The 25,355-nt window shown below is 69.9% G+C and carries 25 protein-coding genes; 6 read left to right on the plus strand and 19 right to left on the minus strand.

Annotated features, from left to right (window positions below):
- Positions 1–10: 10 nt before the first annotated feature.
- The 6 genes from MYSTI_RS23360 to MYSTI_RS23385 form a co-directional block, all read right to left on the minus strand.
- Positions 11–1,090, minus strand: coding sequence for a gluconeogenesis factor YvcK family protein (locus MYSTI_RS23360; protein ID WP_015350259.1), 1,080 nt, complete (start codon positions 1,088–1,090; stop codon positions 11–13).
- A gap of 94 nt (positions 1,091–1,184) precedes the next feature.
- On the minus strand, positions 1,185–2,552 hold the full coding sequence (gene exoE / locus MYSTI_RS23365; RefSeq protein WP_015350260.1) for a polyisoprenyl-phosphate hexose-1-phosphate transferase ExoE: 1,368 nt from the start codon (positions 2,550–2,552) through the stop codon (positions 1,185–1,187).
- 82 nt (positions 2,553–2,634) lie between these two features.
- Positions 2,635–3,375, minus strand: a complete 741-nt coding sequence (locus MYSTI_RS23370; protein ID WP_015350261.1) for a CpsD/CapB family tyrosine-protein kinase — start codon at positions 3,373–3,375, stop codon at positions 2,635–2,637.
- A 27-nt stretch (positions 3,376–3,402) separates the two neighbouring features.
- On the minus strand, positions 3,403–4,812 hold the full coding sequence (locus MYSTI_RS23375; protein WP_015350262.1) for a GumC family protein: 1,410 nt from the start codon (positions 4,810–4,812) through the stop codon (positions 3,403–3,405).
- Positions 4,813–4,849: 37 nt separating this feature from the next.
- Positions 4,850–6,001, minus strand: a complete 1,152-nt coding sequence (locus MYSTI_RS23380) for a hypothetical protein (RefSeq protein WP_015350263.1) — start codon at positions 5,999–6,001, stop codon at positions 4,850–4,852.
- A gap of 58 nt (positions 6,002–6,059) precedes the next feature.
- Positions 6,060–6,632, minus strand: coding sequence for a polysaccharide biosynthesis/export family protein (locus tag MYSTI_RS23385; protein ID WP_015350264.1), 573 nt, complete (start codon positions 6,630–6,632; stop codon positions 6,060–6,062).
- Positions 6,633–7,003: 371 nt separating this feature from the next.
- Between MYSTI_RS23385 and MYSTI_RS23390 the strand changes: the two genes are divergently transcribed.
- Positions 7,004–7,201, plus strand: coding sequence for a hypothetical protein (locus MYSTI_RS23390; RefSeq protein ID WP_015350265.1), 198 nt, complete (start codon positions 7,004–7,006; stop codon positions 7,199–7,201).
- Positions 7,202–7,289: 88 nt separating this feature from the next.
- On the opposite strand, the gene MYSTI_RS23395 is transcribed toward MYSTI_RS23390, so the two are convergent.
- Entirely contained in the window at positions 7,290–8,084 is a 795-nt protein-coding gene (locus MYSTI_RS23395; protein ID WP_015350266.1) for an SDR family NAD(P)-dependent oxidoreductase, read from the minus strand.
- A 107-nt stretch (positions 8,085–8,191) separates the two neighbouring features.
- Between MYSTI_RS23395 and MYSTI_RS23400 the strand changes: the two genes are divergently transcribed.
- The gene (locus MYSTI_RS23400) at positions 8,192–8,620 is read left to right on the plus strand and encodes an EVE domain-containing protein (protein ID WP_015350267.1); all 429 of its coding nucleotides are present in this window, start codon (positions 8,192–8,194) and stop codon (positions 8,618–8,620) included.
- On the opposite strand, the gene MYSTI_RS23405 is transcribed toward MYSTI_RS23400, so the two are convergent.
- The 4 genes from MYSTI_RS23405 to MYSTI_RS23420 all read right to left on the minus strand — a co-directional run bounded on the left by MYSTI_RS23405 (position 8,583) and on the right by MYSTI_RS23420 (position 11,828).
- Positions 8,583–10,064, minus strand: coding sequence for an amino acid permease (locus MYSTI_RS23405; protein WP_015350268.1), 1,482 nt, complete (start codon positions 10,062–10,064; stop codon positions 8,583–8,585). The two genes, MYSTI_RS23400 and MYSTI_RS23405, sit on opposite strands and share 38 nt — an antisense overlap.
- Positions 10,065–10,138: 74 nt before the next feature.
- Positions 10,139–10,723 carry a hypothetical protein gene (locus MYSTI_RS23410; protein ID WP_015350269.1) on the minus strand — a complete coding sequence of 195 codons (585 nt, stop codon included), beginning with the start codon at positions 10,721–10,723 and terminating at the stop codon, positions 10,139–10,141.
- On the minus strand, positions 10,720–11,325 hold the full coding sequence (locus tag MYSTI_RS23415) for a hypothetical protein (protein ID WP_015350270.1): 606 nt from the start codon (positions 11,323–11,325) through the stop codon (positions 10,720–10,722). Before MYSTI_RS23415 ends, MYSTI_RS23410 begins: the two co-directional genes overlap by 4 nt.
- Positions 11,322–11,828, minus strand: coding sequence for an RNA polymerase sigma factor (locus MYSTI_RS23420; protein WP_044281278.1), 507 nt, complete (start codon positions 11,826–11,828; stop codon positions 11,322–11,324). Before MYSTI_RS23420 ends, MYSTI_RS23415 begins: the two co-directional genes overlap by 4 nt.
- A 119-nt stretch (positions 11,829–11,947) precedes the next feature.
- Here MYSTI_RS23420 and MYSTI_RS23425 point away from each other — a divergent pair, with 119 nt between their 5' ends.
- From MYSTI_RS23425 to pheA, 3 genes are read left to right on the plus strand one after another with little or no spacing between them, the layout of a single operon-like run.
- Positions 11,948–12,409 (plus strand): GNAT family N-acetyltransferase, encoded by a 462-nt coding sequence (locus tag MYSTI_RS23425; RefSeq protein WP_052351048.1) that lies wholly within the window; start codon positions 11,948–11,950, stop codon positions 12,407–12,409.
- A complete protein-coding gene (locus MYSTI_RS23430; RefSeq protein WP_015350273.1) occupies positions 12,406–13,545 on the plus strand; it encodes a bifunctional chorismate mutase/prephenate dehydratase in 1,140 nt (379 codons plus the stop codon). The genes MYSTI_RS23425 and MYSTI_RS23430 overlap by 4 nt, the downstream gene beginning before the upstream one ends.
- Positions 13,538–14,362 (plus strand): prephenate dehydratase, encoded by an 825-nt coding sequence (pheA, locus tag MYSTI_RS23435; protein ID WP_015350274.1) that lies wholly within the window; start codon positions 13,538–13,540, stop codon positions 14,360–14,362. The genes MYSTI_RS23430 and pheA overlap by 8 nt, the downstream gene beginning before the upstream one ends.
- 6 nt (positions 14,363–14,368) lie before the next feature.
- On the opposite strand, the gene MYSTI_RS23440 is transcribed toward pheA, so the two are convergent.
- The 8 genes from MYSTI_RS23440 to MYSTI_RS23475 form a co-directional block, all read right to left on the minus strand.
- Entirely contained in the window at positions 14,369–15,487 is a 1,119-nt protein-coding gene (locus tag MYSTI_RS23440; protein ID WP_015350275.1) for a phospho-2-dehydro-3-deoxyheptonate aldolase, read from the minus strand.
- Positions 15,488–15,661: 174 nt separating this feature from the next.
- A complete protein-coding gene (locus MYSTI_RS23445) occupies positions 15,662–16,228 on the minus strand; it encodes a tetratricopeptide repeat protein (RefSeq protein WP_015350276.1) in 567 nt (188 codons plus the stop codon).
- A gap of 260 nt (positions 16,229–16,488) precedes the next feature.
- Complete coding sequence (locus MYSTI_RS23450; protein WP_015350277.1) at positions 16,489–18,780, minus strand: caspase family protein; 2,292 nt, start codon at positions 18,778–18,780, stop codon at positions 16,489–16,491.
- On the minus strand, positions 18,780–19,592 hold the full coding sequence (locus MYSTI_RS23455; RefSeq protein WP_044900567.1) for a hypothetical protein: 813 nt from the start codon (positions 19,590–19,592) through the stop codon (positions 18,780–18,782). Before MYSTI_RS23455 ends, MYSTI_RS23450 begins: the two co-directional genes overlap by 1 nt.
- Before the next feature lie 163 nt (positions 19,593–19,755).
- Positions 19,756–21,069, minus strand: a complete 1,314-nt coding sequence (locus MYSTI_RS23460) for a GNAT family N-acetyltransferase (RefSeq protein WP_015350279.1) — start codon at positions 21,067–21,069, stop codon at positions 19,756–19,758.
- A gap of 51 nt (positions 21,070–21,120) precedes the next feature.
- Positions 21,121–22,776 carry a sigma-54-dependent transcriptional regulator gene (locus tag MYSTI_RS23465; protein WP_044900568.1) on the minus strand — a complete coding sequence of 552 codons (1,656 nt, stop codon included), beginning with the start codon at positions 22,774–22,776 and terminating at the stop codon, positions 21,121–21,123.
- Positions 22,777–22,820: 44 nt separating this feature from the next.
- Positions 22,821–23,774: a GGDEF domain-containing protein gene (locus MYSTI_RS23470; RefSeq protein WP_015350281.1), complete on the minus strand. Its 954-nt coding sequence runs from the start codon at positions 23,772–23,774 to the stop codon at positions 22,821–22,823.
- A 120-nt stretch (positions 23,775–23,894) separates the two neighbouring features.
- Entirely contained in the window at positions 23,895–24,173 is a 279-nt protein-coding gene (locus MYSTI_RS23475; protein ID WP_015350282.1) for a glutaredoxin family protein, read from the minus strand.
- A 21-nt stretch (positions 24,174–24,194) separates the two neighbouring features.
- On the opposite strand from MYSTI_RS23475, the gene MYSTI_RS23480 reads away from it, so the two are divergent.
- Positions 24,195–25,352, plus strand: coding sequence for a DUF4388 domain-containing protein (locus tag MYSTI_RS23480; protein ID WP_015350283.1), 1,158 nt, complete (start codon positions 24,195–24,197; stop codon positions 25,350–25,352).
- Positions 25,353–25,355: the final 3 nt, after the last annotated feature.

Genomic DNA, 25,355 nt, shown 5'->3' on the forward strand with positions numbered 1-25,355 from the left:
AAGGGTGTGGCTACAAGCCGCTGCGAGCCATCTTCAATAGACAGGCGGCGACCTTGCGACTGTCGTGTCGGATCCTGGACCCGCTCTTGAGGAGATCCGCCCGCACGGGAACCACTCCGGCCGCAATCAGCTCTCGAGTGTCAACACACACCGCGAACGAGCCACGTCTGCCATAACGCCGCGTGGCTTCCGGCGACGGCTCCGTGCCATTCACCAGCACCGCGTCCAGCACCGGCCCCACATGGTTCCGAACAGCTTGCACATGGTCCAGACACGACATCCCGTCCGTCTCGCCCGGCTGGGACATCAAGTTCGCCACCATGACCTTCAAGGCCCGAGACTCCCTCAGCGCCTGGGCCACCCCATCCACCAGCAGGTTGGGCAGAAGACTGGAGTACAGCGACCCAGGTCCAATGGTCACCAGGTCCGCCGTGTACAAAGCTTCCAGCAATCCCTCCACCGGAGGCGGAGAGCGAGGACTCAACGACACACGCCGCACCCGCCCCTGCGCCCGGCAGATGTTGCGCTCGCCGATGACCTCCGTGTCGTCGTGCATCTGCGCCACCAACTGCACCGACTGCAGCGTGCACGGCAGCACCCGCCCGCGCGCGCCCAGCAGCTCCCCGGACATGCGCACCGCCTCCAGGAAGTCGCCCTTGAGCTCCGCCAGCGCGGCGATGAGCAGGTTGCCCACCGCGTGCCCGGCCAGCCCCCGCGCCCCGCCGAAGCGGAACTGAAACACTTCCTTCAGCGCGTTCTGTCCCCCCGCGAGCGCCACCAGACAGTTGCGGATGTCTCCTGGAGGCAGCGCCCCGTGCTGACGCCGCAGGCGACCGGAGCTGCCCCCGTCGTCGCTCATCGCCACGACGGCGGTGATCTCCACCCCGGGGTCCCCCGGCTTCGGCGCCGCGCGGCGCGCCAGGCCCCGGAGCACCATGGGCAGCCCCGTCCCCCCGCCAATGGCGACAATCCGGGTGGGCCGCTCCAGCTGTGATTGCAGCAGCTCGTTGCGGTCCGCGTCCCGCTCCCGCCGGGCTCGCGCTTCCTCCCACGACTCCGGGAGCGGCGAATCCAAGTCCATCCCCACCATGTTCCCCTCCCCCATCCTCGACGCCCCACCCACCCGCTCCCGGGTGGGTCCCCGCCCGACCTCCCGTCACCAGGAGGGCGCGCGGGACGTGTCCCTACCGAGCCCCACGTCCGAGCAATACGTGCCTCACCGTGTGGAAGATGATTCCCACATCGAGGAACAGCGAACCGTTCTTCACGTAGTACAGGTCGAACTCCAGCTTGTTGCGCGCGTCCTCCACGGAGGCCCCATAGGGGTAGCGAATCTGCGCCCAGCCCGTCAGGCCCGGCTTCACCGCCTCCCGCAGGCCATAGAAGGGAATCTGCTCCTTGAGCTGCGCGACGAAGACCGGGCGCTCCGGCCTGGGCCCCACGAAGCTCATCTCCCCCATCAACACGTTGAACACCTGGGGAATCTCGTCGATTCGCGTGCGACGGATGAAGCGGCCCACCCGCGTGACGCGGTCGTCGTTGGCCCGCGCCCACACCGCGCCGTCCTTCTCCGCGTCCGTGCGCATGCTGCGGAACTTCCACAGGTGGTACGTCGCCCCGCCCAGCCCCGTGCGCTCCTGTCGGTAGAAGACAGGCCCCCTCGAGTCCAGCTTGATGGCCGCCGCCACCAACAGCAGGAAGGGCCCCGACACCGCCAGCAGCAGCGCCGCCACGGCCCAGTCGAAGGCCCGCTTGAGCGCGCGCCGCAGCGACGACACCGTCAGCTCATCCGCGAACGCGAAGTCGCTCGCCCGGAGGAACTGCACGGGAATCCGCCGCAGCACCCGCTCACAGAAGCCCGTCGCGTCATACACACGACGGCCCTGCAGCCGGCAGCTCAACAGTGAATCCACCCAGTTCGCCCCACGCATGTCATCAGCGGCCTGCACGACATATGCCGCGTCAAGACGAGCCGCCAGGCGGTCCAGCGGCTCCTCCGTCGTGCGAGGATTCACCATGGCGACGACGCGGTAGCTGCCCTCGCCTCCCGCTTCGATGGCGCTCGCCACCGCGCGGGCCTTGAGGCCGTCGCCGATGATGAGCACCGCGTCGGGCTCGCCGACGAGGGCGCGGATGGAGACGCGGACCACCAGCGTGCCCGCCAGCGCCCCCATGGCCCCGCCCATGAGCGCTCCGGGAGGCAGCGCCACCGGGAACAGCAAGGGCATCACCAGCATCACCCCGCCCGACACCATGGCGGTGACACCCGCGGCCTTCAGGAAGCGGTAGCCCCGCGCGCGGTCCTCCGCCGCCACGCGCAAGTCATACAAGTCCAACAGATACAGCGTGAACTGGAAGGTGACGACGAACGCGGCCCCCAATCCCAGCAGCGTCGGCCACAACGTCCAGAGTGAGGGCCGCGTGCCCGCGGGAGAGAAGAGCGCCGCGCAGGCCGCCGCTCCCATCACACACGCCAGCGCAATCGCCGAGCTCTCGGCGAGAAAGAACGTCAGCTTCTTCGCAGAAAAATAGTGGTGAAAAACCCGGAGCACGTGCCCCTCCGACCGACCCACCCGCCCAAGACCCACCCGCGCCCCGCCCGCCCCAAGCTGGCCGGGGCGCGGACCCTCACCCCTACCGCTGCTTCTCGTAGTTCTTCAGGTACGGCGACGCATGCACCTCCGCGCCGTTCAGCACGCACCCCAGCAGGGGGGCCCCCGCCAGGTGCTCCACCGCCTGGTGCACCGTCTTGCCCGGCGTCACGTTGGCGCGGATGACCAGGAGCAACCCATCCACCTGGTGCCCCAGGATCGCCGCGTCCGCGAAGGGCAGCGTCGGCGGCAGGTCCACGTACACCTCGTCGAAGCCCTCGCGCACCGCCTTGAGGAACTGCTTCATCCGGGGACTCGCCAGCACCTGCGACGGCTCCTCGGGAGGTGTCCCCGCGGCAATCAATGCCAGACGCGTGGAGTTGAAGCGGCGCACCACGTCCCGCACCTCCACCTCCCCCGACAGGAGCTCCGCCAGGCCCGTCTTGTTGCGCACCCCCAGCGTGGCCGCCACCCCGCCGCGCCGCAGGTCCGCGTCCACCAGGAGGATGCGCCGCTCCGGGTTCGCCCGGGCCGCCGCCATCGCCAGGTTGACGCTCGTCACCGTCTTGCCCTCCCCCGGCATGGCCGAGGTCAGCGCCACCACCTTCATGGGCCGCAGCTCCCGCATCCGCTCCAGCCGGTAATACAGGCTGCGGTATTGCTCCGCCGCCGCCGAGGCTGGGGCGGTCAGCGTCACCACCCGCCGGTCCACCGCATTGGGATTCGCAGAGCCCTCATCCACCCTGGGGAGGAAGTTGCCCGCCCGCTCCATCGTCTGGTCCATGTCCACCTTCCGTCCTTTCCGTGGGTGTCAGTTCAATGAGGAGGGGGATGACACGTTGTTGCGTCCCCCCTGGGACGGCATCAACACCCGCCGCTCCGTCTTGCCCTGCATGTCCGGCACCACCGCCAACACCGGCAACGTCAGGCGCTGGCGCACCTCCGTGCCATCGCGCAGGCTGTCATCCCGCATCTCGAGCACCGCGCCCGTGAGGATTCCCAGGCCCAGCGCCACCAGGAGCACCACCAGCATCCCCGTCAGCCGGTCCGGCCGCGCGGGCGTCGCAGGGACCCCCGCGGGAGAGATGACGTTGAAGAGGCTCTTCGACGTCTTCGCCTCCAGCTCCTGGGCAATCTCCGCCTCCACCTTGCGGCTCACCACGCTCTGGTACTTCGTCCGAGCCACCTCGTAGTCGCGGTTCATCACCGCCAGCTCGTGCGCCCAGCGCGGCGTGTTGTTCAGCCGCGACTGGTACACCTCCGCCTTCTGCTGGAGGTCCACGATGTCCTTCTGGATGGCGCCGATGAGCGAGCCCACCCGCGCGCGCTCGGCGCGCTCCGCCCAGAGCCGGCCCTCCGCCTCCTTGCGCTGCACCGTCATGGCGCCCAGCTCATTCTCCATGCGCTTGATCTCCGGGTGGTCCTCCGTCCAGTTGGTGCGCGCATTGACGAGCGCCCGCGTCAGCCCGTTCTCCGCCGCCTCCAGCCGCCCCGCCTCGCTGTCCACCGCGTTGCGAGCCCGCGCCAGGTCCGAGCGCCGCGCCTCCGCCACCCGGAGCTCCTCCGACTTCGTCTGGAGCTCATGCGACACGCGCTCCAGTCCGCGCATGTTCATCTCCATCTGCTCGGGCAGCTCCCCCAGGTGGTCCACCTTGAACTGGGAGATCTTCCGCTCCCACGAGGAGACGGCCTTGCCCATCTGCACCATCTCGTCGTTGAAGAGGTCCGTGGCGCGCGCGGCCTGGGCCTGGCGCAGCTTCAGCGTCTCCTCGGAGAAGAGGGCCGGAAGCCGGTTGGCCACGCGCTCGGCCACCTCCGGGTCCGGATGGGCATACGTCAACTCGAACGCCGTCTCCCCTTCCACGCGGACCGTCAAATCCTTGCGCATCTTCGCGACGGCCGCCTCCATGCCTTTCTCAGACACCGTGTCTGGGTAGAGCCCCATCTCCTCGATGGCCTTCTGGAGCACGGGCCGTGCCAGGAGTTCCTGGCGAACGGTGAGCAGCCGCTGCTCGATGAGCTCGCTCACGGTGCGTTGCACCATCTCCTCGCCTGGCCGCTGAGGCTCCACGCGGACCACCACAGACGCTTCGTACATGCTCGGCCGCGTCATCACGATGGCCGTTCCCACCGCGAGGACCGCCACCGTGATGGCCCCCACCAGCGCCTTGCGTCGCCAGAGTGAGGCCAGCAGCTCGTCCGCCGTCATCCCACGCTCCATGTTCCGCTCCTCCTCCAACCCACTCACGTGTTGTCCGTCACCAAGCCGTCACGATGAGGCGAACGGCGAAGACATTGCGAGACAGGTCTCCCGCGGCTCCCGCCGCTTCCGCCACGCCCACCTGGGCAATCCGATCCACCGCGCCCTGCATCGCCACCTGGCGATTGACGGCGTATTCCACTCCGGCTCCCACCGCGTATCCCTGCGACACGCGGCGGGCGTTGTCGAACGTCGACCAGGCTCGCGCCGGCGCGCGCCCGTTCCGGAAGAAGCTGGCCGCGCCGAACGCCGAGAAGCGCTGGTTGAACCGGCGCGCCACCGTCAGCGTCGCGTAGTCCGCCCACAGCGCGTTGGCGAAGCCGCTGGCTCCCACCAGGTCGTGGCCCACCGCGAAGCCCAGGTCGAACAGTTCCCCTTCGCGCGCCAGCTCCAGGTTCACCCGCGGCACCCAGCCGCTCTCCTGGCCATACGGCGCCAGGTAGCGCACGGGCCCCGCGCGCACGATGAGGGTGGTGGGCCGCGTCAGCCGGTACCGCAGCGAGCCCGTCAGCGCGTGCGCCTGGGACAGCACCCGCTCGTAGAGAAACCCCTGGTAGCGGTACTCCACCCCCAGGGTCAGCCGGCGCGAGGAGCGGTACAGCATCTCCAGCGTCGGCGTGTGCGCGGAGCCGGTGTGCTGCCCGTCCTCGAGGATGCGCACCACCTCCAGCGCATAGCCCGCGCGCACGTCCACCCGGTCCGACGCCCGGGCGGTGAGGCCCAGCCGCGCCTGCGTGAAGAAGGTGGGCTCGGTGGAGCGCGCCAGGCCGTCGCGCGGCAGCGACGTCGGGTCCGTCACGCGGAAGACCCGCGCATACCCATCCACCCGGAGCCTGCGGGACAGCAGGTATTGGAGCGCCATGCCGCTGCGGTGGTCCAGCGTCACCCGCCCGGAGCCGTGCCGCATCAGCACGTCCGCGGCGTAGAACCCGTCGAGCGTCAGCCGCTCGTCCTTGCCCTCCAGGCCCACGCGCGGAGACAGCTTCGACATGAACTGGCCGCCCGTCGCGCCCGCGCCCAGGCGCAGGTCGTCGTCGTAGCGCTCCTCGGCGGCGATGCGCAGCCGAGGCTCCCACACGGTCGCCGCGGGAACCGCCGGCGCGGTGAGCATCAGGCCCGTCAAAAGCCACTTCTTCCAGTCGCCCTTCACCGTCGACCTCCCTCGCCTACGCCCGTCGCCCCAGTCCTCGCTCCACCTGCCCGTCTCTTCACGGCACGACGATGGTGTCCCCCGGCCGCAGCAACACGTCCTGGCCCCCGTCGGGCGAAATCAGGTCGCTGTAGCGCACGGGAATCTGCCCGCCGTTGCCGTCGCTGCGGATGACCACGATGCCGTCGGAGTTGGCGAAGTCGGTGAAGCCGCCCGCCAGCGCGATGGCCTGGATCAGCGACACGCGCCCGCGCAGGGGATAGGCCCCCGGGTGCGTCACCTCTCCAGTGACGAAGACGCGGCTGCTGTTGACCTCACGGACAATGACAGTCACGCGCGGCTCCTGCACATACGGCTGGAAGCTCGACTTGAGCGCCTCGGCCAGCTCCGTCGGCGTCTTCCCCGCCGCCTGGACCTCACCCACCATGGGCATGGAGATGAAGCCATCCGGACGGACCGGGAGCGTGCGGGACAGCTCCGCGTCACGCCACACCGCGATGTCCAACACATCCTCACGTCCAATGCGATAGGGCTGGTCGGAGTTGTCCACCTTGACCGCCGGCTGGTGCACACACCCGCCCAGGAGCAACGCTCCCAACAACATCCAGCCCCCCGCGCTCGTCTTGCCCATCGTCCCCTCCCTCATCGCTGCGGATGTCTCTTCAGGCCCCGCGCTCGCGAAGCCCTCGCTCTCGGCTCGCCTGCCATAGCAGCCGATGTGCCATTCACCCCTGGGAGGGAAAACCCATGGATGCCCGTGGGTTACGAAATGCCGTGGGTTGTAACGTCCAGCGGGCCGGGAAGAATTACCGGCACCTCACGGGGGCGAAGTCAGGGGCCTGCCACCCCAGGGCCCCTGTTGATGGAAGACATTTACCCAAGACGGAGCAACTGCCTTCCCATTCCACACCCTGTGTGCGCGGCACGCGAATTGAAGTCTTTTGGAGGTGAGGAGTTGAGTTCCACAACGGGCCTCGCGCCCGGCAGACAGGGAGCCTGCGGATGAGGAAGGCAGCGGGGGCGGTGGTGGCGGCATTCGCATTGGGGACCGGAGCGATGACCTGGCTGGGCATTGCCCTCGCGGCTCAGACCGAGGCCGCGGCGCTGGGGCTGATGGGGCTGGCGCTGTACGCGAGCAGCTCGCTCTTGAGCGGGAAGACGTCCGAGGAGACGGCGCGGGGCATGGCGAACCAGCCCTGAGCCTCCGGCGCATTGCGCATGAGAAAGGCCTGGTGACCTCGAAGCGTCACCAGGCCTTTTCATTTCCAGACACCGTGACGCGGGGGGCTCAGGGGATGGCGCGCACCACGCCGCCGTCCACGCGCAGCGCCGAGCCGTTGATGCCGGACGACTGGGGGCTGCACACGAAGGTCACCAGCGCGGCGACCTCCGCGGGCTCGGCGAAGCGTTGGATGAGCGACGACGGGCGGGCGCTCTTGAAGAACTCGCGCTCCACCGAGGCCTGGTCCACGCCCTGCTGCTTCGCCAGGCCCTTGAGGAAGTCCTCCACGCCTTCGGTGCGCGTGGGCCCCGGGAGGACACAGTTCGAGGTGATGTTCGTCCCCGACAGGCTCTCCGCGATGCCGCGCGACAGGGCAATCTGCGCCGTCTTCGTCACCCCGTAGTGAATCATCTCCACCGGAATCTGGACGCCCGACTCGCTGGAGATGAAGACGATGCGCCCCCAGTTCGTCTCGCGCATCCCCTGGAGGTAGTGGCGGCTGAGGCGCACGCCGCTCATGACATTCACGTCGAAGAAGCGCATCCACTCCGCGTCGGCGATGGCCTCGAACGGCTTCGCCTCGAAGATGCCCAGGTTGTTCACCAGGATGTCCACGCGGGGGATGGACTGGATGAGCGCGCTCACGCCCTCGCTCGTGCCCAGGTCGATGGCCGCGCCGCGCAGCTTCGCGTCCGGCTGCTTGCGGCGCACCGCGGCGATGGCCGCGTCCACCCGCTCCTTCGAGCGGCCGTTGACGATGACCTCCGCCCCCTCGCTCGCCAGGGCCTCGACGATGGCCAGGCCGATACCCGCCGTGGACCCCGTCACCAGCGCCACCTTGTCCTTCAAATCCAGGTTCATCTGTTCCCTCTCAATGGTGCCGCTTGGTAACGACTCTGCGCGCCGTCCGCCATGCCCGCGGCGCATTTCATCTCCACCCGCCGCGCCCTGCTCTATGGTGCGCGGCCATGGCGACCCCCCAGTACTGGCTCATCAAGAGCGAGCCCTCGGTCTACGCGTACGCGCAGCTCGAGAAGGACCAGAAGACGGAGTGGACGGGCATCCGCAGCTTCGAGGCGCGCAACAACCTGCGGGCGATGAAGCCTGGCGACCTCTGTCTCTTCTACCACTCCAACGAGGGCAAGGCCGTGGTCGGCGTGGCCAAGGTCCTCACCCTGGCGACGGAGGACTCCACCGCGCCCGGCGAGGACTGGGCGTCGGTGAAGGTCGCCCCCGTCATCCCCGTCAAGGCCCCGGTGGAGCTCTCCACCGTCAAGGCCACCACGGCCTTGAAGGAGTTCCCCCTCATCACCCGCAGCCGCCTCAGCGTCGCGCCCGTCACGGCCGAGCACTTCAAGCTCATCCTGAAGATGGGGAAGACGTCGCTGCCGAAGTAGCCGGAGGCTCCGGGGGCCGGAGCAGCGTCACGCGCGGCCCCGTGAAGGTGTGCCGCTGGACCAGGCCCCAGTAGAGCCCCAGCAGCACCAGCGCGCCGGCGAACGTGTAGCCGGCGAGCTGGTTGGGCGGCAGCACGAAGAGCACCATCACCACCGCGCACCAGACCAGCGCCACCCCGTTGACGAGCGACGACGCGCGGCCCAGGTCCCACGGCCCTCGGTGAGACCACGTCCCGGCGCGCCGCGTGCGGAAGCCCACCCAGATGGGCAGGGCATATGACGCATAGAGGGCCAGCGTGCTCAGCGCCACCATGGCCGCGTAGGCCTGGCTCCACAGCGCCACCACCAGCGCCGCGGCCACCGACACCCAGACCGCCACGGAGGGACTCTTGAAGCGCGGCGACACGCGCGCCAGCCAGTGGGAGGCGGGCAGCCCGTTGTCGCGCGCGAAGGCGAACAACATGCGCGAGTTGGACGTCACCGACGACAGGCCACAGAACCACATGGCGCCGATGGCCACCCAGACCAGCGCGCCCCCCAGGGCCGGGCCCAGCGAGTGCGTGAGGACATACAGGAAGGGATTGGCGGCGGCGGCGGTGGCGGGCAGGTCCTGGATGGCCAGCGTCACCGCGCCGAGCAAGAGGTAGCCCACCACCGCGCTGACGGCCACGGACAGGAAGATGCCCCACGGGGCGTTGCGCGTGGGGTCTCGGGTCTCCTCGGAGACATGCGCGCTGGCGTCGTAGCCCGTGAAGGTCCACTGCGCCTGGAGCAGGCCGATGAGGAAGCCATAGGCATACAGCGGCGTCTCGGAGCTGAAGCGCGTCAGCAGGAAGGCCGCGTCCTGCTTGGGCGCGAAGGCCGCGAGCGCGCCGATGAGCACCGCCACGCCCACGACGTGGTACCAGGCCGAGAAGTCATTGAGCCAGGCGACCACGCGCACGCCCACGTGGTTGAGCACCGCGTGGGACAGGAGGATGGCCGTGTAGATGGGCAACACGGTGGAGCGCTCGCGCGAGCCCACGAGCATGTCCGCGAGGAACTCCGCCAGCCCGTAGTCGATGCCCGCGGTGATGGCGAACTGCCCCAGCGTGTTCAGCCACGCGGTGAAGAAGCCCACCCGGGGCCCGCCCAGCATCGCCGCCCAGTGGTAGAGCGCGCCCGCGGTGGGGAACGAGGACGCGAGCTGCGCGAGGCTCGCCGCCACGGCCAGCGTCATCACCGCCACCAGCGGCCAGCCCACCCCCATCACCAGCGGCCCCCCGAAGCGCAGGCCATGGCCGTACAGCGTCACGGCGCCGGTGAGGATGGAGATGATGGAGAAGGAGACCGCGAAGTTGGAGAAGCCGCCCATGCCGCGCAGGAGCTGCTGCGCGTACCCCAGCCGCTGGAGCTGGGCGGCGTCCTCCTCGAGCTGACGCTCGGCGTCCGGTGGGTTGGCCATGGCGTCAGGATACGCGGGCCCACTCCGGTGACCTTGGAGGGGGAGCGGGAATGGGCCCGCGTCTGTCCGGAACGCTACGGCTTGCGCGGCGCGGGGCTCGCCGGCTCCCCCATCGCGGGGGGACCCCTGAGAATCCGCACCCCCTTGTGGATGCGCATCACGCCCATCTCCGCCTCCAGCTTCTGCCAGAGGTCGGGGCCCAGCATCTTCTTGATGCGGACCATCAAGCCCAGCCGGTTGCGGCGGACCGCCGTCTCCGCGCGGCCCACCTCCTCCAGCTGACGGAAGATGGCGCTCTCCTCGCTCGCGTCCGCGCGAATCAGCCGCTCCAGCTGGAGCTGCGCCCGCTTCAGGTCCGCCTCCAGCGGGATGAGGGCGTCATTGGCATCGAAGGTGGCGTCTTGAATCTGCTTCACCAGCTCGCGCTGGATGCCTAGCTTCTCCGCGACGTGGGGAGGAATCCCGTACGAGGCGGCGGGCAGCGGCCCGAGCGGAGGAAGGACATCCGGCCCTCCGGGCCCGTCCAGCTGCACCGTGGTGGCGAGCGCGGGCAGGCGGTGGATGACGACCCCCTCGGACTCTCCCTGCGCGGAGGCGGGCGAGGTCCACAGGAGCGGCGCGAGCAACGCCGCCCCCAGCGAGACAATGGACTTCTTCATGGCATCAACTCCTGTGAATGGATGAGAGGCATGACCGCCGTTCGGAACGGCGGCGTTTCCAGCGCGCGGGAATCCGGGGGACGCAGCCAGGCGGCCAGCGTCCCGAAAGGCCTGTAGGTGTCGTCGCCGTAGACCAGCTCGCGGCGCGAGTAGCCACGCACCTCCGCGACCAGCACCGCCAGCGAGCCCCGAGGGTCCTCGTCGAGGAACTCCCGGGGCTGCTCACCTTGAAGGCTCTGCTCATGAGGCGACAGCGGACGCGTGTCCTCGGGCACCTGCTCCGCGAACACCTCGTGTGACGAGGGGGCCTCCGGCACTGGCTCCCCGGGGCGCGCCATCCACGTCAGGAATCCGACACACATCGAGGCCACGGCCCCCACTGCGATGCGGCGGCGCACCTTGCGGCGACGCACCTCGCCGAGCACCGCCTCGCGAGAGACGCGAGGAAGCGGCGGCGTCGGGGGTGGACGCAGCGCGGCGGCGGTGGCGTGGGCGGAGGCCAGCAACCGACAGTCCTCGCACCCGTCCAGGTGAGCCCGCACCGGCGCCGGCCACTGCGGCGACTCCTCCAGCAGGGCCATGGCCACCTCGTGGCATCTCATGATGTCTCTCCTTCGAGGGCCTGCTCGGCCTTGAGCTTCTTCAGCGCGCGGTACAGGTGGATGCGCACGGTGCCGCGGCCGATGCCCATGCTCTCCGCGATGGAATCCAGGTCCAGTCCCTCCAGGTAGCGCAGGGTGAAGGCGGTGGCCTGCTTCGCGGGCAGCGCTCGCACCGCGCGCCCCAACGCCCGCCACCGCTCCACTCCCTCGAAGCGCTCCTCGGGTGACGGCTCCAACGGGGAGCCCCCGTTCAGTGATTCACGAATCACGCCCCACACGCGCCGCCGCCGCAGGTGTCCCATCGCGCGAGAGACCAGGATGCGCCTCAGCCACGCCGGCCCCGCCTTCGCGTCCCGCAACAAATGCCGCTTCTCGTAGGCATCAGCCAGGGACGCCTGCACCAGGTCCCGGGCCTCCTCGCCGTCCCACACCAGCCGCCTCGCCAGCCGCGACAGCGCGGCCTGCTCCGTCTCGAGGAGGGCGTCGAAAGCCAGCGCGTCCATCGCGCGGGCTGGACTTCCGGGCTCCTCTAGGATGGCGGTACCCTTCACGGTGAAACGACCTCCCCGTCTGCCTTCACGGAATGAGGACGCACCAGCGCCTAAAACGGCATACTCGCGCCGTGAGCACTCCAGACATCCGCCGGATTCCAGCCGCCGAGACGCGCGGGCTGCGCCGGGCCGTCCTGCGCCCCCACCAGCCTCCCGAGGCCGTCGTCTATCCAGGAGATGATGACCAGGACACTCTCCATCTGGGCCTGTACTCGGATGGCCGCCTGCTCGGTGTGGCGTCACTGTACCGGGAGCCGCCTCCCTACGCATTGAAGGCCATCACCTCCTGGCGCCTGCGCGGCATGGCCGTGGAGCAGGGGCGACAGGGACAGGGCCTGGGCGCGGCCTTGCTGAAGGCGTGCATGGACCACGCGATGGAGCATCGCGGCACGCAGTTGTGGTGCAACGCGCGCGCGACGGCGTCGGGCTTCTACCGCTCGCTGGGCTTCATCCAGCACGGCGACGTGTTCGAGCTGCCTGGAATCGGTCCCCACCACCTCATGTCGCGAGAGCTGAAGGAGTCCGTGCGATGAGCTCCCCGCTGGACCTGGGCGCGCTGCGCGACGCCATCGAGGCCATCGACGAGGAGATTCTCGACGCCCTCCGCCGCCGCATGGACCTGGCCGACGACGTGGCCCGCTCCAAGCTGGCCAACGCCGCGCCCCTCCGGGACCAGCGACGAGAGGACCTGCTCCTGCGGCGCATCCGCACGCGCGCCGCCGAGCACAAGCTGGACCCGCACGAGGTGGAGCGCATCTGGCGGCTGGTCATCGACATGTCCGTGGCGCGGCAGCAAGCGCTCGTCACGAGGCAGGACACCACGCCGTTGCGCGTGGGCTATCCGGGCGTCGAGGGCTCCTACAGCCACCTGGCCGCGCGCCGCCTCTACGCGGGCCGCTCCGGGGGCGTGCTGCTCACCGGGTTCGACCACTCGCGCGAGGTGGTGGAGGCGCTGCGCCGCGGCGAGCAGGACCTGGCGCTGCTGCCCATCGAGAACACCACCGCGGGCAGCATGAACGAGACGTACGACCTGCTGGCCGAAGGCGGCGTGGTCATCACCGCGGAGCTGGTGAGCCAGGTGGACCACCGGCTCCTGGGCCTGCCGGGCGCGAAGCTGGAGGGACTGCGCGAGGTGCTCTCCCATCCGCAGGCCCTGGCCCAGTGCGAGGCCTTCCTTCGCGACAAGCTGCCGTGGGCGCGGGCGGTGCCGGACGTGGACACGGGCGGCGCGGCGCAGAAGGTGCGTGAGCGCAATGACCCGACGGTCGCCGCCATCGCCAGCGAGATTGCCGCGCAGCGCTTCGGCCTGGAGGTGCTCGCGCGCGAGCTCCAGCCCGAGTCCGACTACACGCGCTTCGTCGAGGTGGGGCGGGAGGCCACGCCGCTGTCGCCCGAGGCCCCGTGCAAGACGTCGCTGCTCATGGTGCTGGAGCACAAGCCCGGCACGCTGGGGGAGATGCTCCAGCGGCTCACCTTGCGCGGCGTCAACCTGAGCAAGCTGGAGTCGCGGCCGATTCCGGGCAGCCCGTGGCAGTACCGCTTCTACGTGGACGTGGAGGGCCATGCGGCCTCCGCGCCGCTGACGGCCGCGCTCGAGGACATCCGTCCGCTGACCTCCTTCCTGCGAGTGCTCGGCACCTATGCCCGAGCCGAGGGGAGCCATGGCTGAGTCGTCTCCGCGTCGCATCGCCTTCCAGGGAGAGCGAGGCGCCTATGGAGAAGAGGCGCTGCGCGCGCTCCACGGGCCGCACGTCGAAGCCGTCCCCTGCCCCACCTTCCGCGCCGTGTTCGAGGCCGTGGCCGAAGGCCGCGTGGACGGCGGCGTCGTCCCGGTGGAGAGCTCGCTGGGCGGCCCGGTGGCGGAGAACGTGGACCTGCTGCTGGAGCACGACGTGCCCATCACCGGCGAGGTGTCGCTGCGCATCCGCCACTGCCTCGTCGCGCCGCCCGGCCTCGCGCTCGCGGACGTCGAGCGGGTGCTCTCGCATCCCCAGGCCCTGGCCCAGTGCGCCGGCTACCTCAGGCGACGCGGCATCCAGCCCATTCCAGAGGCCAACACCGCCATCGCCGCGCGCAAGGTCGCCGAGGAGGCTCCGCCGCGCACCGGCGCCATCGCCAGCCGCGCCTCCGCGGAGCTGTACGGCCTGACGGTGCTGGAGGAAGGCGTGGAGGACTCGCCGGACAACTACACGCGCTTCATCGCGCTGGGCCTCACGCCGCCGCACGAGTGGAAGCGGCGCAAGACGGCGCTCGCCTTCACGGTGCAGAACGAGTCCGGCGCGCTGTACCGCGTGCTGGGGGCGTTCTCCGGACGCGGGCTGGAGGTGTCCCGGCTGGAGTCCCGTCCGCAGCGCCGCGCGTGGGAGTACGTGTGGTGCCTGGACGTGGACGGCGCGCTGGAGGACCCGCGGGTGCGCGAGGCGGTGGAGGCCGCTCAAGCAGCCTGCATCACCCTGCGGGTCCTCGGCAGCTACGGCGTGGCCTGACGTCGGCTACGCCGGGGTGGACTGGCTTCCGTCGCCGTTCTTCACGACGGCCACGTACGCGTCCCGGACAATCTGCGTGTAGCGCTGGAGCGCGGCGAGCTGCTCCAGCCGCAGCGCCTGCGGGCCGTCACACAGCGCCGCTTCCGGGTTCGGGTGGAAGTCCACCAGCACCATGGACGCGCCCGCGATGAGGCCCTGGCCGATGGAGTGGAAGATGTCCGGCAGGCCATCCGGCGGAGCATCCGGCCGACCGATGGCATGCGACGGGTCCACGCACACCGGCATGCGCGTGAGGCGGCGGACCACCGGCACGTGCGCGAAGTCCACCATGTTGCGGTGCGGGTCGCCCAGGTGCGACTTCACGCCGCGGAGGCAGAAGACGATCTTCGGGTTGCCCTCGCTCGCGATGTACTCGCAGGCGTTGAGCGACTCCTCCAGCGTGATGCCCATGCCGCGCTTGAAGAGCACGGGGAAGACGCGCTGCTGGCCAATGGACTTGAGCAGCTCGAAGTTCTGCGCGTTGCGCGTGCCCACCTGGAGCATCACGCCGGTGGCGTTGCCGGAGCGCTCCAGCGCGTCGCGAATCTCGTCGATGTGCCGAGGGTGCGTCACCTCCATGGCGACGACCTTGATGCCGTGCCGGCCCGCAGACTCGAACACCCACGGAAGGCACGCGGCGCCCAGGCCCTGGAACTCGTAGGGGTTGGTGCGCGGCTTGTACGCGCCCATGCGCGTGGTGCGGATGTCGCAGCGCTCCAGCGCCGCCATCATCGACTCCACGTTCTCCTTCGTGTCCACCGCGCACAGGCCGGCGAACACCTGCACCGTGCGCTCGTCGAAGGTGATGCCGTTGTACTCGAAGCCCGTCGACGTCCGCTGGCCCTTGTGCCGGCCGATGACGCGGTACTTCTGCGAGACGCGGACCACCTGACGCACGCCCGGAATCTGCTCGAAGGCCTCCGTCGGCACCTGGGCCGTGGAGCCCAGCAGGTAGATCTCCGTGACGGTGTACTCCGAGCCCTCGATGACGTGGGGACGCGGCGTCACGCCCTTGTACTGCGACGCGACTTGAAGGACGGCGGATACGACGGACTCAGGAGAGTCCGGTTCGAGCATGACAATCATCTTCGGGGTTCTCCAGACAGGTCTGTCTTGTCGGATTAATGTGCTAGCGCGGAATCGCCGCGCGGAGTGTAACAACGAGGTCCCTGGATTGCGTCCGCATGGACCGCGCGAATGGCCACGGACTGGGCCGAAGCGGCGACGAGGAGCGGCCCAAGCCTCCAGCGGGCTGCCTGCTCAGACGCCCTTGGGACGCAGCCGGGAGGCCAGTTTCGTGTACTGGTCCCTCTGGGCGGTGTCCCCCAGGTGCTCCCAGACGTCGGCCAGGGCCTTGGCCGCTTCGACGTATGCGGGCGCCAGTTCCAGGGCCAGCTCGAAAGTGTGTCGTGCTTGACGATAGCGGGCCTTGTCCGGCCGGCGCGGGCCGCGCGTGAGCAGCGCGTTGCCTCGCTCATAGACTTCGATGGCGGACGCCTCGCGGTAGCCCGGGTCGCCGTTGAGCTGGATGGCGCGCTCCATGAGCTCCGCGGCGGCCTCCGGCTCGCCCAGCTCCAGCTGGCACAGGGCCGCGTCGCGGTGGGGGTCGGCGGCGGACGGGTCCACCTCGATGGCTCGCTCGAAACAGCGCAGGGCGTCCTGCGCGCGGCCCAGCTGCGCGAGCGAGGAGCCCTTCGCGATGAGGGCGGGAAAGTGCTTCGCGTCGACGGCGAGGACCTTGTCGAAGAAGGAGATCGCGGCCTCGTGGTCGCCGGTCATCGACAGCTTGGCGCCCTCGTTGAACGCCGCGAACAGCAACTTGGACATCGTGCCCCCAGGGCAAGGGTTGCCCGGCCAGGACGAAAAGGGCCGTTCGTCCAGCCTCTCACCGGGGAGCACCGCCTGGAAAGCCACCCGCACGCGGCGCCGGTGTGTCCGGCTGATGGGAGCCATCCGCTGCGCTCCGCCACCTCACGCCGACCCGGAGATACCGGCCTTTCCGCCGAGCCTCCGAGTCCCGGCAAGGTCCTTCCGGGAACAGTCCAAGCGAGGCGGGCGGCACACGCGAGGCGGCCCGCCTCTTCGGGTCAGATGCGCAGGCCCACCTGCAGACCGGGCCACCAGAGGGCTTCCTTGTTGGTGGTCGAGCCCGCGGTGCCCAGGTGGCTCAGCGGCGCCACGGGATCACCATCGAACCCGTGGAGGAGGTTGGCCGTGGGGCCAGCGATGATGGCGAAGTGGCTGGCCACCTGGTAGCCCACCATGAGCCGGGCCTGGTGCAGCAGCCGGTTGCCTTCGCTCCCCTCCCAGTCGTGGATGTTGTTGCTCACCACGTCCACGTCGACGAAGAAGCGCTCCGTCAGGGGGATGTGGCCACCGATGCCCACGCCCGTGGACCAGTGGCTGGGGCCTCGCGTGCGGATGGAGCCCATGCCGACCACGAGTGCGGTGTAGAGGTAGCGGCTGCCGACCTTGAGCGAGACGTTCGCGTAGTTGAAGTCGCTGCCGTAGGCCTCGACGTGGAACTGGCCGTTGCGCACGATGTTGAGCAGGCCCACCGGGATGCCCGACTCCATCTCCTGCGACACGTTGATGAGCCCCAGCTGGAGGCCGTTCATCTTCCCGGCGATGTTGACGATGCCCAGCTGCATGCCGCGGACGTCGCCGCCGATGTTGAGGAGGGAGAACTGCGCGCCATTCGCCGAGGCCACGTAGTTCACGCCGGAGGACATCTGGATGCCCTTCATGTGCCCGCGCACCATGTTGAGGCCCACCGAGGCCTGGTAGCCCTCGAAGTCGCCCTCCACCCAGCTCGTGCCGACGGAGAGCTGCGCGCCCTTCATCGACATGCTCGACACGCTGGCGCCCACGGCGAACTGGCCCAGGTACCCGCCCTTGCGCGCCACGTTCGCGCCCACCGCGGCCTGGATACCCTCCACGCGCTCACCCGCCCAGTTGCCGCCCACCGCGAACTGGGCGCCCTCCACCGCGCCCCGGGCCCAGTTGCCGCCGACGGTGAACTGCGCGCCATTCACGTTGCCGTGCACCACGTTGATGCCCAAGGAGGTCTGCACGCCGCGAATGGAGTCCGCGTTCCAGTTCGCGCCCATCGCCAGGGCGAAGCCATCCAGCCGGCCCATGCTCGCCACGCCGAGCGAGAAGGACAGGGCGTTGTCCACGTCCGTGTCCCCGAAGAGGCTGTTGGTCTGCATCTTGGGGAGCAGGCCCAGGTTGAGGAAGCGGCGATGCCGGCCCGTCCCTTCCACGGGGGTCGTCATGGCCAGGCTGTCGCCTCCCGCCCCCGCCGAGCCCCCGCGCATCGCGGTCAACTCGCCCATCATCGGCAGGAAGGCGCTGTCCGCCAGCACCGTGCGCCCGCCCTTGTCCACCACCAGCTTCGCCTGGGAGCTGGCGCCGCGCGACTCACGCATCACGGTGTAGTGGCCCGGCTGGAGGCCCAGCTCCGTGGAGCGGCCCGCCAGTTTGTTCAGCTCCACCACCAGCCGCCCGGGCTGGTCGCGGATGAAGAGGCGGCCCTCGACGCCCTCCCCCACCACCAGCACGGCGGACGTGGTCCGCAGGTCCGTCATCACCAGCTCGCCGGTGCCGGCCAGCTCGATGTCATAGGCGGGGTGCTGCGCGCCGCCGCGGGTGCGCTCGGTGCGCGCCAGCGTCTCGTGGAAGGCGAACTGGTAGGCCTCGTGGAGCGTGACGCGGCCATCCCCGGTCGCATCGGCCGCGCCGCGCATGCCGGAGACGAGGTTGTGCGTGAAGAACGAGCCGCCGATGCGGTCGGACTCCTGGGACACCTCGTCCTCCGACGACGAGGTGAGGATGGCATGGCCGCGCACCGCGGTGGACGCGTCCACGAGGAAGGCCGGGCGCCGCACGCCGCCCTTCTGCCGCGCCAGCGTTCCGGACGCGCACGAGTCGAGGATGGCGATGCGCACGTCGGCCGGCAGCTGCTCCAGCGCCTGACGCAGCTCGCGGTAGCCGAAGCGGTCCTTGTGCAGCAGCAGGCCCTCTTCGTCGGAGTGGCCCGAGTAGTAGATGAGCGCCTCGGTGCGCCCGCCGGGAGACTTCGCCGCGGCGACCATGGCCTTGAAGCGGGCCAGCGCGCTCTCCAGGGCCGGGCGGTCCCCTTCCAGCATCATCAGCCGGTCTTGAGGTTGGACACCGCCCAGCTCCTCCAGCACCTGGCCGAAGGAGTTCGCATCGGTGACGGCGTAGCGCAGCTTCGCGCGGCCGGGGCCTCCGTCGTTGACGCCCACCAGCAGCGCCAGGCGGCGAACGGGGGTGGAAGCAGCGTTGGAATCCGAGGGTGCCGCCGAGGCCACGGCGGGGAGGAACAGGGACAGGAACAGGAGTGACCGCGCCATCACGGCACTTTCTCCAACGTAAAGGATGTCTGGGCCAGCGTACGCGGCAGGGGCAGCGGCCGGATGCTCGCCTCGGAGGGGTGTCGGGCCAACAGTCGAGCGGCCTGTAGCACAGCTCCGACATCGACGGGTGAGTCCGACGTCACGAAGAAGAAACGCTCGAAGCCGGGGGCATCGTCGAGCTCATACGAATGGGTCAACGACACCGCGTCGCCGCCCGTGAGCGACGTGGAGCCCATCAACGCGGTGGGGTGGTGCAGTGTCACCGCGCCCCGGCCATCCACGGAGACCACCACACCGTGGCGCCGGCCTCCGGAAAGGTAGCTGAGCTGGAGCAGGTCACCGCGATGGGCCCGCGCGCGGTCCATCAGCAGCTCCACCGTCCCGTCCTCCTGGCGGTACACCAGGAGCCGCGCCGAGCCCTTGATGCCCACGGTCTCCATCAGCTCCACATGCGCGGGAGTCAGGGACGGCGGCTCCACGGTCAGGTCGGGCTGGACGGACAGGAGCAGCAACACCAGCGAGGCGGCCACCGGGACACTGAGCGACAGGCCATGCCACTCCGGCTGCGCCGGCTGCCGCGCCGCGTCGGCCACGAGGCTCGCGGTGCGACGCCGGCGAGCCACCTCTCCCGCCACCACCTCGGGCGGGTGCCGAGCGAGCGTCTCGCGCGAGTCCGCCTCCAAGCGAGCGAGCCGCGACCTTCCGTGCGGCTCCAGCTCCAGCTTGGCGCGGGCGGCGGTGAGCGTGTCCTCGGGCAGCTCGCCCAGGGCAATCCGCTCCAGCAGCCAGTCAGGGGTGGTCAGGGCCATGCTCACGAAGCCTCCAACGCGGTCTGCCGGCCCCAGGGACCAGGTCACCACCGCATCCTCCGTTCCCTGGAACACCAAGGCTGTTTGGATCTGTCACCCTTCCGCGCGCCCCTCCCACACGTGCCCCGTTCCCGGGTGTGCGGGTGTGGGCGTGCGACGGGCCTCAGAGCCGGAACACCATCAGCTCCTCGTCGACGTAGGCCCCGTCGATCTTGAGGGCCCGAGGCTCCACGCCATAGGTCTGGAAGCCCATGGAGCGGTACAGCCCGTGGGCGGAGGCGTTGTTGGCGACGACAATCAGCATGAGCTGCTCCACCCCGGGCATCTTGCGGGCCTCCGCCACGAGCGACTGGAGCAGCCGCCGCCCCAGGCCGCGCGAGCGGACCTCCGAGGCCACGTACATGCCCCAGATGACGGCCTTGTGCGCGCACTTGATGCGAGGCTCCGCGCGCACCCCGCCCATGGCCACCAGGCGCGTCCCGTCATAGGCGCCCATCACCCGCTGCGTGTCGCTGGCCACCAGCCGCGCGCGCACCACGTCCAGCGAGACCGCGGACTCCTCGACGAAGGACGTCCCGAACGCCTCGGGGTGCTCCTTGAGCGCGCGCAGCCGCAGGGCATGCAGCGCCTCCGCCTCCTCGGGCAGCACCGGGCGCAGGACGATGTCACCCTCGGCGCTCGTGCGGCCCTCGGCCTCCAGCACCGAGGAGAACCCCGCGACGTAGTCGGGATAGCGAGGCGTCCACCCCAGGAGCTTGAGCCGGGCGTTGGAGATGGCGCGGTCGCCGCGCAGGGACTCGTGCAGCGTCTCCAGCGGGACTCGCGGCGGAGGTGACAGGCCCAACCGGCGCGCCAGCCACCCCGCCGTCTCCTCGAGCGGCACCGCGCGGTCATCCGCCACGCAGTAGAGCGCCCCCGGAGTGCCCTGCTCCAGCGCGGCGAGGATGGCCGCGCACAGGTCATCCACATGGACCCGCGAGATGCGACCGCCGTGGTCCGGAACGCGGAGGGTCCCCGACAGCAAGCGGGAGTGCGCGCCGCGGCCGGGACCGTAGATGCCGGCGATGCGCAGCACCATCGCGCCCAGCGGCAGGTAGCGGGACTCCGCCTCCAGGCGCGGCAGTGACGAGGGCCAGGCGACATCCACGGGCGTGTCCTCGTCCACCGTGCCTCGCGCGGAGCCGTAGACTCCGGTGGAGGACAGGTAGATGAGCCGCGACGGGGGCCGCACCGCGAGCGCCTCCGCGATGGCCCCGTCGAGCCCGGCCTCGGGTGGAATGGACACGACGACGTGCGCGTCGCGCGTCTGGAGCAGCGCGTCCTCGAGCGACACGATGCGAGCCCCCGCGCGCTGGAGCTCCTCGCGTCGGGAGGCATCCCGCGTGGCGGCGAGCACGTCCCGCCCCGTCTGCGCTTGCGCCACCGCGAGCCGCGTCAGCGTGTACCCGGAACCCAGGAGGACCAGAGAGGCTGTCATGCCCTCCGCGATAACGGGAGCGCGTGGCGAAGGCAAGCCGCGACGCGTGGCCTACAGCTCGGCGCTGGCGCGCGGGTCGATGATGCCGCACTCCTTGATTTTGTAGAGCAGCGCCTTGTAGCTGATGCGCAGCTTGCCCGCCGCGCGCCGCTTGTTCCACGCCGTGCGCTGGAGCATCGCGAGGATGGCCTCGCGCTCGGCCAGCATCGCCGCGCGCTTGCCGATGTCCTTCAGCGACAGCTCTCCCGAGGGAGGCGGCGGCGGAGGCGGCTGGGGCACGTCGAACGGATTGACGTAGCGCGGCGCCGGGATGACGGAGTTCACCGGCTCCGGAGGCGCGACATGCGCCGCGGGCGAAACGGAGCCCACGGACGACACCGCACCGGACGCCCGGGCAGGCATCTCCAGCACCTGCGCGGAGGGCACGGAGGGGACGCGGCCCGTCTCCTCCATCGAGCGCCCCGGACTGGAGTAACCCCCATCATCCCCGCCATACGCCGTGGGCAAGGACGGCGCGCTCGCCGGGGCTCGCCCTTCCGCGTGGAGCTCGTCGAGCACCAGCGTCGGGTCCTTCAGCACGCACAGCCGGCGCACCATGTTCTCCAGCTCGCGCACATTGCCCGGCCAGTCGTAGTCGGCGAAGGCCTGCAGTACTTCCGTCGGGAGCTCGGAGACGCCGGTGATGTACTGGCGGCCGTACTTCTTGAGGAAGTGGTCGGTCAGCGGCACCACGTCCTCGCGCCGCTCGCGCAGGGGCGGCAGGCGGATGGCCACCACGTTGAGGCGGTAGTAGAGGTCCTCGCGGAAGTTGCCCAGCGCGATCTCCTTCTCCAGGTCGCGGTTGGTGGCCACCACCACGCGGCTGTCCACGCGCACGCTCTTCTTGCCGCCCACGCGGAAGAACTCTTCGTCCTGGAGCACCTGGAGCAGCTTCGCCTGGAGCCGGATGGCCATCTCGCCAATCTCATCCAGGAAGATGGTGCCTTCGTCCGCCAGCTCGAACTTGCCGGGCTTCTCCGCGGTGGCACCGGTGAAGGCGCCGCGCTCGTGGCCGAACAGCTCGCTCTCCAGCAACTCACCGGGCAGCGCCGCGCAGTTCACCTTGATGAAGGGCCGGCCTCGGCGCTGGCTGCGTGCGTGGATCTCCCGCGCGATGACCTCCTTGCCCGTGCCGGACTCGCCCAGCAGCAGCACCGGGACGTTCTCGTTCGCGATGCGCTCCACCAGGGCCCGCGCCCGACGCATCGCGGGGGACGTGGAGATGAGCACCCGCGCATCCGCCGCCGTGTCCACCACGGGACGAGGCCCCAACCCCTGGACCACGGCCTGCCGCTCCGGAGCGCGCGCGCCCAAGGCCCGCGCCAGCGCGTCCTGCAGGTCGTCATTGCCCAGCGGCTTGGAGAGGTAGTCGCTGGCGCCCATCTTCATGGCCCGCACGGCGTCATCCGCGCCCGTCAGGCCGCTGAGCACCACCACGGGCGCGGTGCCCCCCTGTCCCCGGTAGCGCCGGAGCACCTCCAGGCCGCTCATCTCCGGCATCACCACGTCGAGCAGCACCGCGTCGAAGGAGCCGCCCGCGAGCATCTCCAGCGCCTGCGCACCGCTCGACGCACAGCGGACCTGATACCCCGCGCCTCCCAGCAGCTCGGACAGGAAGGTGCGAACCGACTCCTCGTCATCCACCACCAGCACCGCGATCCGATCCATCCCCTCGCCTCCGCTCGCCCTCTGCATCGAACCTCCGCCCATCCTCAAACCGAGACCCGGGCCATGGCCCCGGCCAGTCGACGAAACTCACGCGTGCGTCGCATCTCCTGCTGGGCCGCGTTCAGGAGCTGGTGGGGCGTGCCCACCGTGTCCGGAAAGCTCACCGCCCCCAGGGCCAGCGACGTGCGCACCACCCGACCATCCACCTGGAAGCGCGCCGACTCGAAGCGCGCCGTCACCCGCGACAGCATCACCGGCACCGCCTCCGCGGGGGTCCCCGGCAACATCACCGCGAACTGGGACTCCCCCACCCTCGCCACCGCGTCCGCCTCGCGCACCGTCTGGCCCAGCGCCACCGCGCTGTACACCAGCAGCCGCTCCGCCATGCCGCGCCCGGCGTCCTTGCGCAGCGCACTCCAACCACTCACTTCCGCCGCCACCACGGAGAAGGTCCCGCCGTAGCGCTCACACCGACGGACCTCCAGCCCCAGGAGCGCGAGCAGGAAGGGCCGGTTGTAGAGCCCCGTCACCGGGTCATGCAGCGCCAGCGCCGTCTCCTCCTCCTCTCCCGAGGCGGCCCGCAGCACGGCGGCCTTCAAGCGCAGCTGCGCGTGCAGCTTCACCGTCAGCTCCGCGCCACTTCCCGCCCGGGGCGCCACGTCCACGCACTGCCCCTTCTCCAGACAGTGTTGATAGGCACCCGCGTCGCTCGAATCCACCAGGTAGAGCAGGGGCACGGAGCCCCGGCTGAGCTGCTTCAACCTCCGGGCCACCTGCATGGCCGCGTAGTCGGGGGCCTGGGCCGCCAGGAGGACGGCATCGGGACGGATGACCTCGAACAGGGGCACCGCCGCGTCGAAGCGCGTCACGGGAACCACCCTGAAGCCCGCCTCCCCCAGAAGCATCCGCGTCCGTTCCAGGTCGTCCGCCCGTGGCTCGACAAGCAGCACGGTGGGAGGCTGCCCCGCCTTCCCCACCCGCTTGCGCCTCACGCCCACCACGTCCGCCTCCCCACCAGAAATTTCTCCACTGCTCCTCCGGCACGCGCCCGGAATTACAGTCCTCAGCCCTTCCCTGACCTCTTCATCCCCCTGGATTTCCAGGAGAAGGGCACTCGACTACCCACTCTGGTCGTCGCATTTAGCAACCGACATGCCACCTTGGACCTCACGCAACCGGGCCTCCAGCTCGGCCTCCGTGAAGCGAAGTGTGAAGGTGGGCACATCGTTGATGACGACCACCGGGATGTCATGACGCCACCGCTCGAACAGCTCCGGGGACTCCAGGATGGAGATGAGCCGCAGCTCGAAGGGGATGCGAGCGCGGACGGCCTCGACGATGTCGGCCGCCTTGTCGCAAAGACTGCATTTGGGTTTCGAGTAGATCTCGACTCTCATGGCGTGCAGGATGGAAGGTCGATGCGTGGGTTGACTGGTGACTTTTCGACGATGCCCCTCAAGGACCTCGTCGTCTACCTCGGGAACCGTCGAGCCACCGGCTCGCTGAGGGTGGAGCGTGGAGAGGTCCGCAAGCAATGGGTCCTCCGCGACGGCCAGGTCATCTGCGCCAGCTCCAACCAGCCCCGGGAGTATTTCGGACAATTCCTCATCAACATGGGGCACCTGACGGCCGCCCAGCTGGAGAAGGCCTTCGCCACCCAGACGCAGTCGCGCGTGTTCCTGGGGAAGGTGCTGGTGACGTCGGGGGTGGTGCCGGAGGCCATGGTGCGCTCGACGCTGAGCCACAAGTTCCGGGAGATGCTGCTGGATGCCTTCCATTGGCAGGAAGGCGAGTTCACCTTCGAGTCCTCCGACACGGCGCCCGACATCGCGGGCCTCGACGTGGAAGTGGACCTGGTGGACATCCACCGCGAGGGCGAGTTCCGGGAGACGGCGTGGGAGGCCATCCGCGCGGTGTTCCCCTCCGGCGCCACGCGGCTGTCCGTGGACGAGCGCAAGCTGCCGGAGCGCAAGCCGGGGAGCATGGATGAGCGCATCATCCAGCACATCCACGACGGACTGAGCATCGACGGCATGGCGCGGGCCCTCCACGCGACGGACTTCTTCCTCTACCAGCGGCTCTACGCGCTCTACCGGCTGGACGCGGTGAAGGTGTCCGACGAAGCCCCGGTGCCCGTCACCGCCGCCGTGGTGGAGGAGGAGAAGGAGGACACGGGCGTCATCGGCTCCGAGTCGTCCTCCGACGAAGTCCTCCAGGCCGCGCAGCTCTTCCTCGACGCGGGCAACACGCGGGACGGAGAGGCCCTCGCGCGGCGCGCGCACGAGATGTCCCCCACGGCCCAGTCCGCGGCGCTCTTGAAGACGGCGCAGGAGAAGCTCCTGTCGGAGCTGCGGCGGGAGATGATGGACGCGTCGCAGGTGCCGGCGCTGCTGGTCGCGCCGTCGAACCTGAAGAGCCTCCAGCTCACCGCGCCCGAGCGCTACCTGCTGTCGCGAGTGGACGGCCGGCGCGACGTCGCCGCCATCGTCCACGTGTCGCCGTTGCAGGAGCTGGACGCGCTCAAGTTCTTCCACGGCTTCGTGAACATGGGCCTGGTGAAGCTCACCGCGCGCTAGGTC

The sequence above is a fragment of the Myxococcus stipitatus DSM 14675 genome (assembly GCF_000331735.1).
Classification (GTDB): Bacteria; Myxococcota; Myxococcia; order Myxococcales; family Myxococcaceae; genus Myxococcus; species Myxococcus stipitatus.

Excerpts from the sequence above, each read along its gene's own strand:
- MYSTI_RS23465 (WP_044900568.1), bottom strand. The coding sequence starts at position 22,776 with ATGGATCGGATCGCGGTGCTGGTGGTGGATGACGAGGAGTCGGTTCGC.
- MYSTI_RS23405 (WP_015350268.1), bottom strand. The coding sequence starts at position 10,064 with ATGGCCAACCCACCGGACGCCGAGCGTCAGCTCGAGGAGGACGCCGCC.
- MYSTI_RS23400 (WP_015350267.1), top strand. The coding sequence starts at position 8,192 with ATGGCGACCCCCCAGTACTGGCTCATCAAGAGCGAGCCCTCGGTCTAC.
- MYSTI_RS23450 (WP_015350277.1), bottom strand. The coding sequence starts at position 18,780 with ATGGCGCGGTCACTCCTGTTCCTGTCCCTGTTCCTCCCCGCCGTGGCC.
- MYSTI_RS23410 (WP_015350269.1), bottom strand. The coding sequence starts at position 10,723 with ATGAAGAAGTCCATTGTCTCGCTGGGGGCGGCGTTGCTCGCGCCGCTC.
- MYSTI_RS23475 (WP_015350282.1), bottom strand. The coding sequence starts at position 24,173 with ATGAGAGTCGAGATCTACTCGAAACCCAAATGCAGTCTTTGCGACAAG.
- MYSTI_RS23455 (WP_044900567.1), bottom strand. The coding sequence starts at position 19,592 with ATGGCCCTGACCACCCCTGACTGGCTGCTGGAGCGGATTGCCCTGGGC.
- MYSTI_RS23360 (WP_015350259.1), bottom strand. The coding sequence starts at position 1,090 with ATGGTGGGGATGGACTTGGATTCGCCGCTCCCGGAGTCGTGGGAGGAA.
- MYSTI_RS23385 (WP_015350264.1), bottom strand. The coding sequence starts at position 6,632 with ATGGGCAAGACGAGCGCGGGGGGCTGGATGTTGTTGGGAGCGTTGCTC.
- MYSTI_RS23415 (WP_015350270.1), bottom strand. The coding sequence starts at position 11,325 with ATGAGATGCCACGAGGTGGCCATGGCCCTGCTGGAGGAGTCGCCGCAG.
- MYSTI_RS23395 (WP_015350266.1), bottom strand. The coding sequence starts at position 8,084 with ATGAACCTGGATTTGAAGGACAAGGTGGCGCTGGTGACGGGGTCCACG.
- MYSTI_RS23420 (WP_044281278.1), bottom strand. The coding sequence starts at position 11,828 with ATGGACGCGCTGGCTTTCGACGCCCTCCTCGAGACGGAGCAGGCCGCG.
- MYSTI_RS23375 (WP_015350262.1), bottom strand. The coding sequence starts at position 4,812 with ATGGAGCGTGGGATGACGGCGGACGAGCTGCTGGCCTCACTCTGGCGA.
- MYSTI_RS23430 (WP_015350273.1), top strand. The coding sequence starts at position 12,406 with ATGAGCTCCCCGCTGGACCTGGGCGCGCTGCGCGACGCCATCGAGGCC.
- MYSTI_RS23460 (WP_015350279.1), bottom strand. The coding sequence starts at position 21,069 with ATGACAGCCTCTCTGGTCCTCCTGGGTTCCGGGTACACGCTGACGCGG.
- MYSTI_RS23370 (WP_015350261.1), bottom strand. The coding sequence starts at position 3,375 with ATGGACCAGACGATGGAGCGGGCGGGCAACTTCCTCCCCAGGGTGGAT.
- MYSTI_RS23440 (WP_015350275.1), bottom strand. The coding sequence starts at position 15,487 with ATGATTGTCATGCTCGAACCGGACTCTCCTGAGTCCGTCGTATCCGCC.
- pheA (WP_015350274.1), top strand. The coding sequence starts at position 13,538 with ATGGCTGAGTCGTCTCCGCGTCGCATCGCCTTCCAGGGAGAGCGAGGC.
- MYSTI_RS23445 (WP_015350276.1), bottom strand. The coding sequence starts at position 16,228 with ATGTCCAAGTTGCTGTTCGCGGCGTTCAACGAGGGCGCCAAGCTGTCG.
- MYSTI_RS23480 (WP_015350283.1), top strand. The coding sequence starts at position 24,195 with ATGCGTGGGTTGACTGGTGACTTTTCGACGATGCCCCTCAAGGACCTC.
- MYSTI_RS23390 (WP_015350265.1), top strand. The coding sequence starts at position 7,004 with ATGAGGAAGGCAGCGGGGGCGGTGGTGGCGGCATTCGCATTGGGGACC.